The following is a 15,848-nucleotide window of genomic DNA, read 5'->3' on the forward strand; positions in this document are numbered from 1 at the left end:
TCCCCCTCCTAGGCCTGCTCGCCGCGCCTCGTTAGAGCTATGAACACGTCCTCGAGTGTCGGCTTGCCAACCTCTATACTCCTAACACTATAACCCAGCCCTGAGAGGACTGCCACTACCCTCGAGATAGTTTCTTCTTCCTCGCCAGGCTTAACCAGTACGCGTAGACGAAGATTGTTTGATCCCTCCTCCTCTTCTACACGTAGGTTCCTGGTTCCCAACGCTTTAGCGATCCCCTCTTCGAGCCCAGTTAGGGAGGTTGCCGCAGCACGATGAGCCCTAAACCTCACTGTGACGGTTACGCTCTTCGCAACCATACCCTTTAGCTCGTCGGGCGAGCCTATTGCAGCTATGCGTCCCTCGGATATTATTGCAACGCGGTCGCAGACTATCTCGGCTTCAAACATGTTGTGCGTCGTTATGAGTACCGCCTTCCCGTTTTCGCGGGCCAGCCTTATGAGCAGCTCGCGAATCCTCCGGGCGGATGGAGGGTCCAGGCCCAGCGTGGGCTCATCGAGGATTAGTACTGGAGGATCGTGGAGTAATGCTCTTGCAAGTGCTAGGCGCGCCTTCATCCCGAGCGAGTACTCCTCATAGAGCTTGTTCACGGCGCCTAGTTCGTCTAGCCCCACGAGCCTTACAGCCCTCTCAACAGCCTCGTCGAGCTGCCTCCCCCTGAGTCCCCGCAGCATGCCGAAGTAGCGTAGGTTTTCCCTGCCGGTTAGCTTCCAGAAGAACCCCCTCTCAACGCTCAGCACAACGCCTATCCGCTCCCTAACCCTTACAGGCTCTGAGACGACGTCGTAGCCGGCAACCGATGCAGTACCCTTGTCGGGTAGAAGTAGCGTAGAAATAATCTTCACAGTCGTTGTTTTACCTGCACCGTTCGGGCCTAGGAGGCCAAAGACCTCGCCCCAGCGCACTGTAAAGCTTACACCGCGGAGAGCCTCGACCACCCTCTTTACCCGTTTGAGGAAGCCCCTCCTCTCCCAGGTGGTGTAGCGCTTCACCAACCCATTAGCGATGATGGCGTAGCCCGAAGGCATGACTGCGACATCCGGGCGCCAACATCCCGTAGCGGGCCCTAATTAAATGGAGGGTCTATGAGTGGGCTCGGAATGGGGCCTCGGGGTGGGACCCGCCGGCTCATCCAACACGATGCGCCCCAGCCATCGGGGGCTGTCGCCGGCGCGGTGGCCACTAGGCTCTATTCTCGGGGCCTCCTCTTTTACTCGTCGCAGCTGAGCGAGCCTCCGCTATGCCAACGTGTATCGTCAGTTCTATACCCTTGACTGCAAGGGTGTCGCGAAGCTCATCTGCTAGGAGGTCTGCTATGTCGGGGGTCATCCTCTCATCTATTGGCACTACAACTATGTCGCCCTCGTAGCGTCCCTCGTCGAGCCTACGTATCTTGATGGATACTGGCCGGAGGCCCCGCAGCCGCGCCTCCCTCTCCACGACCTGGTACACGGTCTCTGGTGCCGCCCGGTCAGATATCATGTCTATGAGTAGGCTGTAGGCCTCCCTCGCTTCGTGGTATATGTAGGCTAGTATGATGAAGCCCCCCGCGAGGTCTAGGAGGTAGCTCACGCTGTGGCCTAGAAAGCTGCTAATAGCCGATACAATACTCTCGAAGACCTCGCTAGCAGTGAAGCCCGCGTAGACCCTCAACACGGGGTCTATGCCGCGGGCAGCTACGATAGCTAGTGCATAGAGTAGGCCTCCGATGGCTGCAGCAAGGGGGCTACCTATCTCCACCTCGTAGCCCGAGATGCTGTCTAGGAGGGCTAGTGTTGAGAAGCCAGCTACGTACATGTAGGCTAGCAGGCTGAACAATGTGCCCCCATACTTTAGGCGCACGTGCCCGTAGGGGTGGTCAACGTCTGGAGGCTTCTTCGAAGCCCAGTAGTAGGCTAGAACCCCTGCCAACGCGACAAGGTTTGCTATACACGTTGCAGCATCTACTAGTAGTGCACGGCTACCATAGGCTACGCCAGCTATCTTAACTATGGCTCCAGCTACCGCACCTGCTACCGCGACGTGGAGACGGTACCGGCGCACCAATGCTTAAGCCTCCAAGCCGCCTGGTAGGTGGCCAGCTTAGGGGTTATAGGCTGCCAGCCGCACTAGCAGCACAGCAGGATTGATAAGCCGTGGCTAGTGGGAGTAACAGCTTCTTCCCCCTTGCTGAGGGTGCAGCTGAGGCTGCCTCAGCTAGGCGCCCGGAGACCAGGGATATTGTTCGCCGGCTGGGCGTCATACCGCCGGAGAGGATAACGATTACGAACTATCCCGTGGCGCGCCCACTAGCGGTATTCAATGCCGCGCTAAGCGTCGAGGAGGACAACGCAAGGATATACGCGAGAATAATAATGGGCTATTACCTCTACATCTCAGCTATAGCTGAGATAAACATACCCCTCGAGGACATCAATGATGGTAGTGTGGGTTGGCGCAACTACGCTGCGGCCATAGTTGTTTACCCGTCAACACGCTACGATGTATGGGGCACCGAGGACCCGAGAGTATTCAGGCTCGACGAAAAACTATACATGGTTTATACAGGTAGAACAGTCAACTACTTCAGGCAAGGCGCGGAGAGGGAGCGCACCCTCCCCGTCGCAGCAGTAATGGAGGAGAATGGCTGGACGAAAAAGGCGGTATTCGTGCTACCCCCGGGGCTCCGAAGGCATCTTATAAGCGATAAGAACGCCTTCCTCGTGAGGGTCGGCGGCGACCTCCTGCTATTCCACAGGCCGCACATGGACGACAATAGGTTCTACCTCGCAGTGAGTAAGGTTGAAGAGCTCCCGCATACGTGCAGTAGCGGTATCTGCGAGATCGAGGTTAGGGATACTGTTTGGGTTCTACCGCAGGCACCCTTTGAGACAAAGATTGGCTGGGCAACACCGCCAGTCGATGTGGCAGGAGACACCGTGATAGCCCTAGCACATGGCGTCGACCGTGAAATTGGCGTTTACCGCGTCTTCGCGGTTAAGCTACGCTACAGCCGGAAAAGGGGCATCACAGTGGAATCCGTGACCCCAACATACATCATGGAGCCCAGGGAGATATACGAGGTGTACGGCGACAGGCCCTACACCATATTCCCCTGCGGCGCCTGGAGAGTAGACCGCGACACCGTACTGCTAACCTATGGCGCAGGAGACTACGTAGTCGGAATAGGCTCCCTCAACATCAACGAACTCATAGATATGCTCGAGTAGCCCCGGAAACTCGAAACAATAAAGTCATTTGTGCACAGGGACTACGCATCGGTCAGCATCGACGTCTGGTACCAGTATCTTAAACTTAATGATAGCCATCTCTTTTCCCCGAAGCCAGCTTTCAAGGAGAACGTAGATTTCGTTGGCACTGTATAATGGCGGCTGTGAGGAATCTACGGTTTGCGGGGGACATCTGTACCACCATTTTATTGAATAAAGCCCGGATATATGTATCGTTCCTAATCTTTGAACTATAAATGATTTGTATTTGTAGATCATAGAATAATACATGTTGTTTATATCGTGTATTCTTCTACTGCTTTTATGATATCGGGGTCGTTTGTTACTGGTTTTGCTTTACGGTTTATGCACTGAGCTGCTATGAGCGAGTCGAAGTAGTCTATTCCCTCTTTCTCGGCTAGCTCTACGGCGAGGGCGAAGTCTGCCGGTAGTAGTGGCTCTACGGTTTCCTCGTTTAGGATTGCTGCCAGGAGCTGCCATGTGTCCCGGCGCTCGCTAGGGGTGAAGCCTCTACTCTTCATCAGTAGGTCTAGCTCTATGAGTGCTGCCTGTGATACTCGGCGGCCCGGGTTCAAGCTCTCGATGAGCCTTGCAGCCTCCTCGTGGAGGGGATCGTCGGGGTTTAGGTAGGCGACGAGGTATACTGTGTCAATTATCTCTCTGGTCTGCTCCACGCTTCATCATCTCCTCTAGCAGCCGTGTAGCTTCATGGTTTTCCTCTCTCCAGCCCTTCATCTTCCTGCGGAAGGCCTCTGCTACCCGCTCGTAGAGCTTGTCTAGCGGCACCAGCTCTATCACGCCGTCGCTCCTAACCCTTACTAGGAGCCGGGAGCCCTCCCGCAGCCCCACCGCGTCCCTTACCTCGCGGGGTACCAGTAGCCTTCCACGCGAGTCAAGCCGCACAATCCGTGCCAAGACGCTGCCTCCCACTGGTCTAGGTGTAGCCCACAGTTTTATTGGCTTGTGGGCTCTCCCTCTACGGGCTGCCCACTGTAGCGTGTTGCTACCCTGCAGCATAGCGTATATGCATAGGCTTATGGGTAGCCTTCAACAGTGTAAGTCCCGGCCCACGCTAGGGCTGCCGCAGGCCCTCCCAAAGGGGATGCCTCGTTGGCCGGGTCTAGTGGTAGGTGCCTGCTCGCCTTCTTTGGTGGCTCGAGGCAGGAGCTTCTGGGCCTGTTGTCGCTTGCCGTCAGGGTTTGGGAGACTCTCGGCACAGACCACGTCTATGTTGCTGGCGGCCGTAGTGTTGAAGCCGTCATGAATGCTGCAGAGGCTCTGCGCAGCTATCTTAGAGCCCAGGATGTTGATGCTTCCGTGGAGTTTGCAGGCGCCATTAGTGGGGACGACCCGGTTAACGCTATACGCAGGCTTGTAGCTGGATTACGTGGGAAGTGCGGCTTCCTTGTGGTGTCACCATCACCGGCTAGCCGTAGGCTTGCTACCGCTGTTGGGCTTGCTGCAAGGGGGCTACCTGAGCCGCAGGGTGTGGCAATTGTGCTTCTCGACTTTCTCTGGGGGCCCTGGAGCGGGCTCCCCTACCCCTACGTGCCCCGCGCTGTGGAGCCACTCCTGGTCCTACCGCCCACGGGCCGTGAGGCTCTCTCCGAGCCACGCAAACCCGCTATGGCGAGGGGCGATCTCGTATCTAGGGGCTGTAAAGACCCGGGGCTGGGTGGACTGCCACCTCTACGGTGCAGAGTTGCAGAACTCGCGAGAAGGCTCAACGCCGCCACTGTAGGCGCACACGTGTACATAGAGCATGAGAGGGTATGGATACGGTGCAACTGTCGTGCCGCGATAAAGCTCTCCCTGAACAATACCGTGCACCGGATCAATCTTGGCGACCCGTGTAGCCATGAGGCGTGGTGTAGCGCAGCAGCGAGGCTCGCCGAGCTTGTCGAGCACGTGCTCCCACAGCTTTACCAAAGCCGCCACGGTGGCCGCCACAGCCTTGAGGGTCTGGCACAACAGCTGGCGCTGTTTACGGGGCTCCGCCGCATAGAGCCCTGTAACCCTAGCGGAGAGGAGCTGGGCTCAGCAAGAACAATTGTTGATACTAGCCTCGTCTACGCCGGGATACACAACTACGCCTACACTGGCGCCAGGATATTACTACCTTACTGCGCCATAGTGGAGGTTACGAGGAGGTATGCAGAGTCCGCGAAAAGGACCGTGGAGCCCCTGGAGGGTCTCACCGACCTCCTGGCCTACACGGCGCTGGAGGAGCTAGAGTATGCAGGCGCCTCGGTAGCCCCGTCCCCGGCGACAGATTGCGACATAGCTATACCAGACATAGACCCTCTCATCCTCAACGGCACAGTACTAGCCACGAGGGATACGGGTGCTGCGAGCTTCTGGCAACGCCACCCAGCATCAAGGATAGCAGCAGGCATAGCCCTGGTACACGATGCCGAGCAGGGCTGCAGAAGCCCACCACGTGGCATGGAGCACTATGCTGCGCGGAGAACCGGAGAGAACTGCCAGGGGAGCCGGCTAGGGGCTTCGTGGGCCTCCTACGCTGTGCTCCAGGCCTTGGTGGCGCTCAAAACACTTGAGAGGATAGATGCAGAGAGAATGGGTAGGGGGAGGCTCAGCGTGGAGATGGTAGTGGACTGCGGCGATGGCGCTGTGGGGGTGCAGGTGCCGGCCCTGCCGGTGGGCTAGCGACGGTCAAACTTGAAGGGTGATATGTAGTCGCCCCAGCGGCTCTGAGCCTCCTTAAGCCTCTCCTTCTGCTTCCTCAACACGTCGAAGAGCACCTTGGGCGTATCGGGTATCTGCTCGTACACCTTCCACACCCTCTCTATCTTTGCTAGGTGCTGGGGCACTCTCAGCATGAACTCCTTCTCGTACCGGGACTCTGGATAATCTTTCCCAAGGTGCTCCTCGAATAGCTTCACCAGATCCTGGTAGACCGGTATCAGCCCGGTGGGAGTTCGTACGGCATCTACGTCGCCGTGGACGCGTAGCTCCATCCACTTCAGCCAAACCCTCTTATCAACCTTCTCAGCTATGTAGCGGCCCTGCTCGTCCCGGAGGAAGTAGTTGACGCTGAATATCCTGGGCAGCTTCTCGACCTTTTCTGCAAAGTCTAGGTGCAGCTGGATAAACTTGCCTATGGAGATTGGTAGGAAGTCCAGGATGGCGAATGGGTTTAGCTCCCGAACACCCGCCTTCTCGAGTATCGCAGCAGTCTTCTCAGACTCCAACGCCGCGGCCTTCGTTATAATGCCGTGTACCCAGTCAAAAGCCTCCTCCACCGGGACCCAGGTGTCAGGATCCCTGCCGCCAAAGATCATCGCGCTAATGGGTACGCCCATCGGGTCGTCGACCCGAGGGTCTAGGTTGGGTAGGCTGCGGAGCGATATGGTGAACCTTGCATTGGGGTGTGACGGCGGTACCTCCCTGCCGTTTTCGTCCTTCTTGCCGGGCCACCAGCGGCCAGCATAGTTTAGGCCGGGCCGGGGCTCGCCCTCCTTGCCGTTCCACCAGACCTCGCCATCATCGGTGAGCAAGACATTTGAGAATATTATCTCGTTGCTTGGGTCTGTTAGGAGCTTGTAGAGTACCGGGTCGTCCCGGGGGTTGACACCGTCAATTATGCCGAACATACCCATCTCTGGATTTACGCCGTGGGGTACGCCGTTGACGGGCTTTATGATTGCTAGGTCGTCGCCTACAATGGTGTCGGAGATGAAAGCCGTTGAGGTCTTGCCACAGCCTGCTGGGAATGCGCCTGTGAAGTATGTAAGCCTCCCGCCAGGGCCACGGACACCGACTATGAACATGTGTTCGCAGAGCCAGCCCTCCAGGTAGCCCTTGTATATACAGAGGCGGAACATTAGCTTCTTGAGGCCTATAGTGTTACCCCCGTACTGGGTGTTAACACTGTAGACAGTGTAGTCGTGGAGGTCTACGTATATCCTCCTTTTATCGATGTTCTTGCTCCAGCCATTCTCGCCCCGCTCCCCCGCAGAGTGTATGAACCGGGCATAGAACAGGTTGGGAGCCTTCTCCACGAACTCGTCGTAGCAGAGACGGTAGAGTATGTTCTCGTTGTGAGCCACGTAGGCCGAGTCGGTGATCTGTACAGCGTGGAGGGTAAACGGCGACCTCTTAGGCCCGAAACAGTAGAAGCCTATGAACATCTCGCGACCGCGCATAATGCCGCGTAGCAGCTCCCTGATCTCAGCCAGTCCCTTGTCCCGGTCGTAGGTGTTTATGAAGGGTATCTTCTCCCCGCCTGGCAGCAGGATGCGGGTATTCTTACGATCCCTCGCAATATCCCGAGGCCCGTCAAAGTGCACCGTATGCCTGGGATAGCGGGTCGGGAGTTCCTCACGGTTACGCAGCGCAGCCTTCCTCACATACTCAAAGTCTTCCTCACTCGTGATAAGGTAAACCATGGCTGGTTCGGTAACCCTTATGACATCCGCTATCCAGCGGTGCAGCTCCGGGTCACGGATACGCAGAAGCTTCTCCAGCATATCCCGGCTCATCCGCGCCTCAAGGACAGCCATATAGTCGTACTCTTCGTCAAGAAGTCGGGTCCTAGGCACGGCTCAAACCCGCGCAAAGAAGGTACAATTGTGGGGCATTAATAAAAATCCGTACACCACAGCAAAAACGGTGGCAAAACTCAAGACGTACTAGCAGGTCTCCCTAGAATTGTACTGATAGCTCCTAGAGCTTAAGCTGGCACTGCTGACTAGTAGTGCTGTCGTGTCACGCAGCAGCTCTCTTATTATTGAGCCTAGTGTCTGGCCAAAGTCTGGCTGTAGAGCGGTCTGACGGAGAGTGGTTTAGCCTTGGCCTACACGTTGAACGATCTCTCATGGCTGTTTAGGAAGCTGCAGGAGCATGGCATAAAGGGCGTTGTCATTGGAAGCACGGTAATTGAGCTGGCGCTAAGGCGGAAGTCTTTCGAGGATGACGTGGACGTATTTGCGTTGGAACCTAGCCCCCTCATAGAGGAGGACTTCTACCGCTCGGTAGCCGAGCGGGAGGACTGGCAGGTCAGCTACACAGCGCTCGGCACCCCAAAGTTCATAGTAAAGCTGCCCTCCGGGGAGGAGGTCATAGTGGAGTTCTACGAAAACATCCACGACTTCTACGTGCCACCCGAGATACTGGAGCAGGCCCCGAAGAAGAGTATTGGCGGTGTGGAGATCCGGGTGATAAGGCCTGAGGACTATATAGTCCTCAAGGCTAAGGCCGCCAGAGAGCCCGACATCGAGGATCTAAGGATAATCAGGGAGTACATAGACGAGGGTAAGCTCAAGATAGACGAGAGGATAGTCAAGAGGGACATAGAGCTGCTACCCGAGGAGGAGCAAGGCTTCGTCGTAAACAAGCTCCGTGAACTAGGCTTCCGCGTCTAGGCCGCACAGAAAGCATCCCCTAGCTCCCAGAGTTTTAACCCAGGCAAGCCAGGCCTTGCCAGCGATTACTAGGGCTAGGCTTGCCTCGAAGCGTGTTATAGCTTGTAGAAGATATTGCAGGATTAGCACTGTGCCATTCTTGCCCACTTCCAGGAATCGCGTCTTGAAGCCCTCGGTGAGACCGACCTACGGGAAGATCGGGAGGCCGGATAACTGCTGAGACTAGGCCTGGTGCATGGGACTGCTTGGTGAGTATTGTGTTGAGGGTTTCCCCGCGTTAGGCACGTACTGCTAGACTGGGTTTACCGTAGTAAAGCCCGGGGCTTGTCTCGATTTCTGCTAGCCGTCTTGCTGCCTAGCGGGAGCTAGTTGCTAATATTTCCTGGCTAGCTGGGTGCCCTGTGTACCTGGTGTGCTAGCTTGCCGGGTAGGCTTTACAGATTCTACCTGGATGAGTGGGCTGGCGCAGCACGCTCTGCTTATGCTGCTGGGGTTTCGCTAGGGCTTTCGCCAGGCTATGCCTGCGTGGACACTGTTGTTGTCTGTGGTATGGGTGGCAGTGGGGCTGCCGGAGACTATCTTGCCCAATTGTCAGCCCACTATGGCGGTGTACCCATATACGTTGTGAAGGCTGCATCTGTCCCGGGCTGGGTCGGAAGCAAGAGCCTCGTCTACGCTGTGAGCTTCTCTGGCAATACGAGGGAGACGCTCGAGTGCGCAGTGAAGGCCTACCGGCAGGGGGCTAAGCTTGTCGCTGTTACGCGTGGCGGCCTACTGGGGAGCTGGGCAAAGAGACACGGCGTGCCAGTGGCGTTTATCGGGGAAGCGCCCGCGCCGAGGGCTGGCTGGCCAAACCTATTCTACACGATGCTGGGAAGCCTTGAGTCCCTGGGACTGCTTAGGCTGCCGCGTAGCGAGGTCGAAGAGTCCATAGAGCTGCTGGGCTTGAGGGAGGATGCGGAGACTGAGGCCGGGAGGCTTGTAGACTGGCTCGGCACCGTTGCCGGGGGCTGGCTCTCCATAGTCGCAGCTGAACCATACTACCCGGCTGCTGTGAGGTTTAGGAGCGAGCTGGCGGAGAACGCAAAGCTGGCTAGCGATGCTAGCCAGGTGCCGGAGGCAGGACATAACATCATCGTGGGCATGGCCGGGAGGAGGGATACCGCACTGCTCATACTGGACCCGGTAGAGGAGCCCTGGACCACGATACTGAAGGGCTTCGCTGAGGCCGTAGGACCGGCCTCGAGCTACACGCTAAGACTACGCGGTAAGGGCATGCTGCCAAAGCTTGTCTGGGCCACGTGGATAGCGGGGCTATCCTCAACACTCTACGCGGAGAGGCATGGCCTGGATCCGGAGGCGATACCGGCAATAAAGGCGTTTAGGAGGCTTGTGGAGGAGAAGACTAGCTGGGGCCAGCAGGCCATTAGGGAGTCCGAGAAGAGCTAAGCAATGGGGTATTGAAGGTGGATATACTTATTATGGGAGGCACTGGCACAGCCCCACTGCATGGAGGGGTTAGGGATAATGCCCAGCGAGTACCTAGCCCAGCTACGCGACCTCATTAAGCCAAAGCTCCAGGAGAAGGGCCTAAAGGCCCTCCTAGTGGGCTCGACGCTGAAAATAGTAAAGGACGGCGAGACCGTGATGAACATATCTGATAAGGGTGAAATAGTCGAGCTAACCTTCAAGGGGAAGAAGTACACCTATGACAAGTGGTACACCAAGCCTGAGCACCTAGCAGCCACGATTAAGACCACGTTAGAACATCAGCTCTAACCGAACCAGGCACATCGTTGTCATCCACAGTTCTTAAGCAAATGTTTTTAAAGTCCAATTGAGCCAGCTCCTTCTCCATACACAACTCCGTAACCGCCAATATCACCGTCCCTCATTAGCGTAAATAGGCTCAAACAGTCACCTACCACATTACGCAAATCATGCTACACTATGCAACAGCGAACGGCTGTTTGATGCAGGACCCCAAGATATCACAACAATCAGTTAAGTACTACGCTATTGTTTGTAGGCAAGGTAATACTACAGTCATAGCGGTTCTTCACAGAGTCTCTCGTTGTGCTCCTCGCGGTTGGTGGAGTCAGACACTTAAGCATCCAATCTTACGAGGACGAGGCTCCACGAGTGTACACGCCATGCAGGAGCTGGCAGTGGAACACTATGACTACTCGCGAATGAAGAGCCAGTCTTCAACGTGCCAAGGCTCGGCAAGAACCACCTGCGAGCAGGACAGGACCACGAGCTGATAATGATAAGGCCTGACGGCCGCCGTGTCTACCTCTGGCATCCATGGGAGAAGAACATACAGCTAGTAGACCCCTACATCTACACAGACATGATATCCATAAAGATGTACCTCGACAAGCTCCAAGAGGTGTTCGGCGAAGACCCAGAAGACTACAAGAGCATATGGTACTACTACCAGCCCATAACACACGTACGATCTCAGGCAAAGAGCCAGCAATCAACACCTTTTTACGCATCATCCCAAACCGCTAGCATATCCACAACTCCTACCATTCAAGCCTACACCCATAGAGTGGACAGGAGCATAAGTTCTCGGTAGGTTAAGTTATAATGCTGCAATGGGTAGTAAAGACATGCCCAGGCAGCCTAGGGGTGCAGTATAGGCTTGCAAGAGTGGAAGCCCGTCGTACATGACGAGTTTACCGGAGAGACGAGATGAAGGCTGAGAAGGGACTGGTTCGGTACTATTGAGGTTGACGATGGGAGAGCGTTACTGTGTACCGGTCCAAGCGAAGCTTTGTACTATTCTAATGCAGAGATTGCCAATGGAGAGTTTGATTAGCTGCCCTGAGAGCCCTCGTCGTCATTGAACTCGCGCCAGCATGACCGGGCTTCACTATGGCAGTATGGGGATTGGCTTCTGGAGAGGTATAAGGCTGTGGATGCTCCTCTCAACAATAGCCAAGCCCTTGGTACCAATAAATATCGTCTCCACCAGGCCTGTCATGCTTGATATAGAGCTGCAAGAGAGGCATGTGTACCGTGTAGAATACATCGGTGATAGAGCGAGATTCCTAATTGACGGCAGGCTTGTTGCCGAGCTGCCTGCAAGGCCTGGTAGAATGAGGGCTTATGCTTGGATAGACAGTGTCGTCTTCATGGCCGGGGCGGGATGCTGTGATGGTCTATAGGCATGTCACGCAGAAGGTTCGCGAAAGGGTGTGCCTGGAGCTGGACTGGGCAAAGATATACGTCCGGGCTAAGCCAGGCCTAGCTTTTCTAGCACTTTTGCAGCTTCCTCCTCTACCTGGGGGTCGGGCTCGACTTCCTCTGGCCAAGCCTTCCCCCCATACTCCTCGGGGAGCTTCCTGGTTGCATCTATGCCTAGCTTGCTGCCGTAGCCTGGTACTGGGGTTGCTGGGTCTAGCTGGTCTGTATGGGTGCCAGGTACCACTACGACGTCGCGCTGGGGGTCCACGTGCGCTGCTACCGCCCATAGCACCTGGTTGAGATCGTGAACGTTTATGTCCTCGTCAACCACTATGATTATCTTGGTTAGCGCCATCTGGCCTAGGCCCCACAGGGCCATCATGACCTTCTTTGCCTGGCCCGGGTAGGTCTTCCTTATCGAGACTATCGCTACGCCCTGGAAGACTCCGTACTCCGGCATGTTTATGTCTACTACTTCTGGGAGTAGGGTACGGATTACTGGTAGGAATATCCTCTCGACAGCCTTGCCTATATAGGCGTCCTCTAGCACTGGCTTACCCACAACCGTGCCCACATACACCGGGTTGCTTCGGATCCACATCCTCTCCACGGTCATTACGGGGAACTTCTCCGTGGGCTTGTCATAGTAGCCCCAGTGGTCGCCAAAGGGGCCCTCCTCGGAAAGCCTGCCGGGCTCCACGTAGCCCTCCAGGACTAGCTCCGAGGATGCTGGGACAGGGACGCCATTGGGCAGCCGGTATACCTCTACGCCGCGGCCAGCCATGACACCAGCGAAGAGCAGCTTGTCGAGCGGATAGGGTACCGGCATGACGCCCGCCAGCATTGCAGCCGGGTCCGAGCCCACCACCACTGCTACGGGTAGGGGCTCGCCACGCTTCGCGGCTTCAAGATATGCATGGCGTCCCCTCTTGTGGAGCTGCCAGTGGATAACCAGCTCCCGCGGCGGCCTGAGCATCACCCGGTACACGCCTATGTTCGTTACACCAGTGGCGGGATCTACTGTGTAGACTTGGCCAAAGGTTATGTAGCGGCCTCCGTCGCGTGGCCAGGACTTAAACGCTGGTATCGACGATACATCAACCTTCTCACCCTCAACGACTGTTTCCTGGAAGGCTGCACGGCGCACCAGCCGTGGCGTATAACGACCCAGATCCATTACCTCCTTTAGGCTGCGCAGCTTACCTCCAAGGGTCATCGGCGGCTGGCGCCAGGCCTGGGAGACGAGCCTCCACCCTATCTCCTCAAGGTTCTCCACGCCAAGGGCTAGCTTTATCCTCTCCAAGGAGCCGAATATGTTGCCCGCAACACGCCAGCCAGGGTAACCCTTTACGTTCTCGAAGAGGAGAGCTGGGCCACGCCGCTCCATAACCCGGCGGAGCACCGCAGGTATTTCAAGCACCGGGCTTAGCGGCTCCCGGATCCTGCGCAGCTCTCCCCTCTCCTCGAGCACCTCGAGGAATTCCCGGAGGTCACGTGGAGCCTGCACAGCCCTCTAGCCCTCCCTACGCCTCGCAGCCCTGCTCAGGGCCTCGTATAGAGCTGCTGGCCTCTCCCCCGGCGGCACATCTCGCAGATCAACTACTGCTTCGACCCGGGTCGGCGGGTTGGTGAGCACGTAGACGCGGTCAGCTATCCTAGATGCCTCGTCGAGGTTGTGGTCCACGAGTATCACTGTCTTGCCGGAGGCTGCTATCCTCCTTATGGCTTCTCCGAGGCTCCTACGGGACTCCACGTCCAGGCCTGCTAGGGGCTCGTCTAGGAGGAGTATGTCGGGGCCAAGGACGAGCATCCTAGCTATGGCAGCTTTACGGGCTGTGCCCCCGCTAACCTCGCCAGGGTACTTGTCAAGATGCTCCACTATCCCCAGCATCCCTGCCACGGACTCCACAATCTCCATGGCTTTGCGGCGGGAAACGCCTCGGTATAGGAGGCCCAGGGCTATGTTGTCTCTTAGCCTCCTCCAGGGCAGGAGTAGGTTCTCCTGGAACACGAGGAGTACACGACCCTTCACAAAGACCCTGCCACGGTCGGGCTTCTCTAGCCCAGCGATTATCCTTAGAAGGGTTGTTTTGCCGCAGCCGTTGGGCCCGACGATACCCACTACCTCGCCCCGCCTAGCATAGACACTAACGCCCGCCAGCACGGTGATGCCATTGAAGCTCTTCCAGACATCGGTAGCTTCTACTACTGTCTCGGCAGCGTCGCCCAACGCTTTACACGCTCCTCAACCCTTTCGAGCACCAGCTTGTCCAGGAGCACCATTAGTGCTACCAGGAGTAGGCCCCATGCAAAGACTCCCCGGGGCTCTGCCAGGCTATAGTACGTTGCTATCATGTAGCCTATGCCACCACTACTCCCAAACGCTTCTGCAACAACGCTAATCCTAAGCGCAGCGCCAAGAGCTGCCCTGGCAGCACCTGCGAGCTGCGGCAGGAGGCTGGGCAGGAGGAAGTCCGTATAGGTGCGTAGCCTGCCCGCGCCCAGCATTGCTGCCAGCTCGTAGAGCCTAGGGTTTACCGATTCAAGGCCGGAGACTATGGCTGATAGGATTATGGGGAATGCTACGAGCCCTGCAACCGCTACTGGCGGGACTGGGCTGAGGACACCAAACAACATTACCAGGATGACTATCCAGACTAGCACCGATACACTCTGCACAACCGTGTTGAGAGCCCTGACCGCCTCCCTAGCAACTGGAGACAAGGTGTAGGCATAGCCTAGTAGCAGCGCTGCCGCCATGCCCGCTGCGAAGCCAAGCAACGTGCGGGATAGTGTTAGCCAGGTGCTCCACGCTATCCTCCAGAGTCCCTCCCCCGCAAGGAAGGCTAGGGCCTCGGCTGGGCTTGGGACCTGGCGGGGGTAAAGGATATGGGCTAAAAACCAGATTGAGCCGAGGCTGGCTAGGGCTATTAGCCAGCCTGCCAGAATGCCCCTTCTGCCAGCTGGTCGGGGCTTGAGGATATGTATCCTCCCCGTCTGGCCAGCTCCCATACCGCCAGTATGTTCTCCACCATAGGCTTTGACAGCGCCTCCGACTCCTCCATCTTCAGTCTCTGCCAGCAATACTCTGCAGCCTCCCGGCTCAGTCCATAGCCCTTAGCGAGAATGTCCACGGCTAGGCTCATATTGTTGTTCCAGGCGTGTGCAGCCTCGCTCCTTGCAGCCTGGAGGGCTTCGACGAGTTCTGGGTTTTCGCGTGCCCAGCTACCTCGGGCAGCATAGACAATCATTACGCCCTGGTCGCCGACGTGGCCCGGCCACTCCCTCCAGAGCTGCTCGTAGCTTACGAGTATCCTGCCACCATACTCCACCACAAGCTTCGAGACCAGGGGCTCCCAGAGAACAACAGCGTCAACGTCACCCCTCTCGAAGGCCTGCACAAGCTGTGGCGGCGGGGCGTCCACGAGTGTAAAGTACTCCTCAACGTCGATACCGTAGATAGCCTTCATGTAGGCCCTGAATATCGCGTAGGTACCGGTTGGCTTAAACACGCCTAGCCGAGCACCCTCCAGGTTCTCTATGGTCTCTGCCTCTACGCCAGGCCGCACGACTATAGCCTGGTTCTGGTAGAAGTCAACGGCTATTATCACTGCATCTGTGCCCTGCTCCCGGAGCTTGGCCACAAACTCTGCAGGTATAACAGCCACATCTATGTCTCCGCGCGCGAGCGCGTTTGCGAGATCTAGAGTCTTGGCGAAGTATAGTGTTTCAATCTGAAGGCAGTGCTTCTCATCCAGTCCCAAGGTCTCGATAACGTCTAGCGTTGATACCCCGCCGCGCAGCGTGCCAATACGAACCGTTTCAACCGCTGCGCAGTGCTGCTCCGCAGCTGTACTTGCCTGACCAGGCTGGCTGAGCTGTGTTCCACCACCACCCCAGGAGACGAGGACAGCTGCAACAAGTGCGGCAGCTACCACTACCACGGCTACGGCAATGTACGCCCCGCGGCTCACGCTCGGCCACCCCCGGCAGCCCCGGTGCCCCATGGAGAGGCTAAAGG

At 57.0% G+C, this 15,848-nt stretch carries 15 protein-coding genes and 1 pseudogene; 7 read left to right on the forward strand and 9 right to left on the reverse strand.

Translation table 11 applies throughout. From position 1 onward, the window contains the following. Positions 1 to 8 precede the first annotated feature (8 nt). Together HBUT_RS07520 and HBUT_RS07525 are read right to left on the reverse strand one after the other, a co-directional pair. Positions 9 to 1,046, reverse strand: coding sequence for an ABC transporter ATP-binding protein (locus tag HBUT_RS07520; RefSeq protein ID WP_011822581.1), 1,038 nt, complete (start codon positions 1,044 to 1,046; stop codon positions 9 to 11). Positions 1,047 to 1,200: 154 nt separating this feature from the next. Further along, positions 1,201 to 2,061 (reverse strand): cation transporter, encoded by an 861-nt coding sequence (locus tag HBUT_RS07525; protein WP_228546810.1) that lies wholly within the window; start codon positions 2,059 to 2,061, stop codon positions 1,201 to 1,203. Between the two features lie 92 nt (positions 2,062 to 2,153). Here HBUT_RS07525 and HBUT_RS07530 point away from each other — a divergent pair, with 92 nt between their 5' ends. Beyond that, positions 2,154 to 3,227, forward strand: coding sequence for a glycoside hydrolase family 130 protein (locus tag HBUT_RS07530; RefSeq protein ID WP_011822583.1), 1,074 nt, complete (start codon positions 2,154 to 2,156; stop codon positions 3,225 to 3,227). 296 nt (positions 3,228 to 3,523) lie between these two features. Here the strand turns inward: HBUT_RS07530 and HBUT_RS07535 are convergent, their stop codons facing one another. Both HBUT_RS07535 and HBUT_RS07540 read right to left on the reverse strand, forming a co-directional pair. Then, positions 3,524 to 3,922 carry a type II toxin-antitoxin system VapC family toxin gene (locus HBUT_RS07535; protein ID WP_011822584.1) on the reverse strand — a complete coding sequence of 133 codons (399 nt, stop codon included), beginning with the start codon at positions 3,920 to 3,922 and terminating at the stop codon, positions 3,524 to 3,526. Further along, positions 3,897 to 4,163, reverse strand: coding sequence for an AbrB/MazE/SpoVT family DNA-binding domain-containing protein (locus HBUT_RS07540; RefSeq protein ID WP_011822585.1), 267 nt, complete (start codon positions 4,161 to 4,163; stop codon positions 3,897 to 3,899). Before HBUT_RS07540 ends, HBUT_RS07535 begins: the two co-directional genes overlap by 26 nt. A 264-nt stretch (positions 4,164 to 4,427) precedes the next feature. Between HBUT_RS07540 and HBUT_RS07545 the strand changes: the two genes are divergently transcribed. Beyond that, positions 4,428 to 5,915 carry a hypothetical protein gene (locus HBUT_RS07545; protein WP_153801423.1) on the forward strand — a complete coding sequence of 496 codons (1,488 nt, stop codon included), beginning with the start codon at positions 4,428 to 4,430 and terminating at the stop codon, positions 5,913 to 5,915. Here the strand turns inward: HBUT_RS07545 and HBUT_RS07550 are convergent. Next, complete coding sequence (locus HBUT_RS07550) at positions 5,912 to 7,771, reverse strand: phosphoenolpyruvate carboxykinase (GTP) (RefSeq protein WP_048061884.1); 1,860 nt, start codon at positions 7,769 to 7,771, stop codon at positions 5,912 to 5,914. The two genes, HBUT_RS07545 and HBUT_RS07550, sit on opposite strands and share 4 nt — an antisense overlap. A gap of 288 nt (positions 7,772 to 8,059) precedes the next feature. Between HBUT_RS07550 and HBUT_RS07555 the strand changes: the two genes are divergently transcribed. The 5 genes and pseudogenes from HBUT_RS07555 (at position 8,060) to HBUT_RS07575 (ending at position 11,808) form a co-directional block, all read left to right on the forward strand. Next, positions 8,060 to 8,632, forward strand: coding sequence for a nucleotidyltransferase (locus HBUT_RS07555; RefSeq protein ID WP_011822588.1), 573 nt, complete (start codon positions 8,060 to 8,062; stop codon positions 8,630 to 8,632). A gap of 420 nt (positions 8,633 to 9,052) precedes the next feature. Further along, the gene (locus HBUT_RS07560) at positions 9,053 to 10,081 is read left to right on the forward strand and encodes an SIS domain-containing protein (protein WP_011822589.1); all 1,029 of its coding nucleotides are present in this window, start codon (positions 9,053 to 9,055) and stop codon (positions 10,079 to 10,081) included. Positions 10,082 to 10,159: 78 nt separating this feature from the next. After that, positions 10,160 to 10,411 (forward strand): hypothetical protein, encoded by a 252-nt coding sequence (locus HBUT_RS07565; protein ID WP_011822590.1) that lies wholly within the window; start codon positions 10,160 to 10,162, stop codon positions 10,409 to 10,411. Between the two features lie 415 nt (positions 10,412 to 10,826). Beyond that, positions 10,827 to 11,072: pseudogene (locus tag HBUT_RS10140) on the forward strand (KamA family radical SAM protein); the annotation flags it as partial. Between the two features lie 451 nt (positions 11,073 to 11,523). Further along, complete coding sequence (locus HBUT_RS07575) at positions 11,524 to 11,808, forward strand: hypothetical protein (RefSeq protein ID WP_048061563.1); 285 nt, start codon at positions 11,524 to 11,526, stop codon at positions 11,806 to 11,808. Positions 11,809 to 11,876: 68 nt separating this feature from the next. On the opposite strand, the gene HBUT_RS07580 is transcribed toward HBUT_RS07575, so the two are convergent. The 4 genes from HBUT_RS07580 to HBUT_RS07595 are packed head-to-tail and all read right to left on the reverse strand — an operon-like array spanning position 11,877 to position 15,801. Then, a complete protein-coding gene (locus HBUT_RS07580; RefSeq protein ID WP_011822592.1) occupies positions 11,877 to 13,334 on the reverse strand; it encodes a menaquinone biosynthesis decarboxylase in 1,458 nt (485 codons plus the stop codon). A 6-nt stretch (positions 13,335 to 13,340) separates the two neighbouring features. Further along, a complete protein-coding gene (locus HBUT_RS07585) occupies positions 13,341 to 14,057 on the reverse strand; it encodes an ABC transporter ATP-binding protein (RefSeq protein ID WP_011822593.1) in 717 nt (238 codons plus the stop codon). Further along, a complete protein-coding gene (locus HBUT_RS09730) occupies positions 14,033 to 14,839 on the reverse strand; it encodes an ABC transporter permease subunit (protein ID WP_048061564.1) in 807 nt (268 codons plus the stop codon). The genes HBUT_RS07585 and HBUT_RS09730 overlap by 25 nt, the downstream gene beginning before the upstream one ends. Further along, positions 14,758 to 15,801 (reverse strand): ABC transporter substrate-binding protein, encoded by a 1,044-nt coding sequence (locus HBUT_RS07595; RefSeq protein WP_011822595.1) that lies wholly within the window; start codon positions 15,799 to 15,801, stop codon positions 14,758 to 14,760. The genes HBUT_RS09730 and HBUT_RS07595 overlap by 82 nt, the downstream gene beginning before the upstream one ends. Positions 15,802 to 15,848: the final 47 nt, after the last annotated feature.

Origin of the sequence: Hyperthermus butylicus DSM 5456 (genome assembly GCF_000015145.1) — an archaeon.
Taxonomy (GTDB): Archaea; Thermoproteota; Thermoprotei_A; order Sulfolobales; family Pyrodictiaceae; genus Hyperthermus; species Hyperthermus butylicus.

What these genes read in the sequence shown, in the direction of transcription:
- HBUT_RS07575 (WP_048061563.1), top strand. Translation starts at nt 11,524, where the DNA reads ATGGGGATTGGCTTCTGGAGAGGTATAAGGCTGTGGATGCTCCTCTCA.
- HBUT_RS09730 (WP_048061564.1), bottom strand. Translation starts at nt 14,839, where the DNA reads ATGGGAGCTGGCCAGACGGGGAGGATACATATCCTCAAGCCCCGACCA.
- HBUT_RS07520 (WP_011822581.1), bottom strand. Translation starts at nt 1,046, where the DNA reads ATGCCTTCGGGCTACGCCATCATCGCTAATGGGTTGGTGAAGCGCTAC.
- HBUT_RS07565 (WP_011822590.1), top strand. Translation starts at nt 10,160, where the DNA reads ATGCCCAGCGAGTACCTAGCCCAGCTACGCGACCTCATTAAGCCAAAG.
- HBUT_RS07550 (WP_048061884.1), bottom strand. Translation starts at nt 7,771, where the DNA reads ATGGCTGTCCTTGAGGCGCGGATGAGCCGGGATATGCTGGAGAAGCTT.